The 1,268-nt window shown below is 41.2% G+C and carries 1 protein-coding gene; it reads left to right on the top strand.

Features of this window, described 5'->3' with window-relative positions; all coding sequences use genetic code 11:
- The coding region (locus HCJ54_RS15270) for a VaFE repeat-containing surface-anchored protein (RefSeq protein ID WP_187138261.1) at nucleotides 1-1,268 on the top strand (1,268 nt) is incomplete at both ends.

Genomic DNA, 1,268 nt, shown 5'->3' with positions numbered 1-1,268 from the left:
AATGGCGAAGTAGACGTAACGTTCACATTCAACGCCAAAGGTTTAGCAGGACAAGAAATCGTAGCCTTTGAGACGATGTACCAAAATGGTAGAGAAGTAGCGGTGCATACAGATATTAACGATGCGAATCAAACCGTTCACTTCAAAACACCAGAAATCGGAACAACAGCAACGGACCAAAACGGTGAAAAAGAGCTTAATGCAGACAACGAAGTAACTATCATCGACGTAGTAGACTACAAAGATCTAATCGCAGGTAAAGAATACACACTACAAGGAATTCTGATGGACAAAGCAACAAATGCACCAGTTCTTGTAAAGGGTGAAGAAGTACGCAGCGAAACAACCTTCACACCAGAAAACACAGACGGTTCTGTAGAAGTAGCCTTCACATTTGATGCAAGTGACTTATACGGTAAGGATCTAGTCGTATTTGAGAAATTAATGCGTAATGGCAAAGAAGTAGTCAATCACGAAGATATTAACGACGAAGGACAAACAGTAACCATCAAGACACCAGAAATCGGTACAACATTACGTGATGTAGAGACAGGCACACAAAGCCCAAGCCCAGAAGAAGAAATCAGCCTAGTCGATACGGTTCGTTATGAAAATCTTACACCAGGTCGTGAGTACACGGTGAAAGGAATTTTGATGGACAAATCTACAGAAGCACCATTATTAGTAGACGGTGAGCAAGTAGAAGCAGAAACAACCTTCACACCAGAAACAGCCAATGGCGAAGTAGATGTAACATTCACATTCAACGCCAAGGCTTTAGCAGGTCAAGAAGTGGTAGCATTTGAGCGCCTGTATACTGACAACAAAGAAGTAGCGGTGCATACAGACATTAATGATGCGGACCAAACCGTGAAATTCACGAAACCAGACCTAAAAACCATCGCAACAGATCAAAATGGTGACAAAGAAATCATGCCAGAAGAAAAAGTAACGATTATTGACAAGGTATACTATGAAGACTTAATCGTTGGAAAAGAATATACCGTAACAGGAAAACTAATGGATAAAGCAACAGGTAAGCCAGTCCTATCAAACGGTAAAGAAGTGCTAGGCGAAACAACCTTCACACCAGAAGAATCAAATGGTGTCGTGGAAGTAGCCTTTGACTTAGATGCACGTGAACTAGCTGGAAGTGAAGTGGTTGTCTTTGAGAAATTATTCCGCAATGGCAAAGAAGTTGTGGTACATGAAGATATCAATGACTTAGACCAAACGGTTCGCTTTATCAAGAATCCAGATCCAGAAAA

It is taken from the genome of Listeria grandensis, assembly GCF_014322885.1.
GTDB classification, from domain to species: domain Bacteria; phylum Bacillota; class Bacilli; order Lactobacillales; family Listeriaceae; genus Listeria_A; species Listeria_A grandensis.
This window is presented reverse-complemented; position numbering and strand designations above follow the sequence as displayed.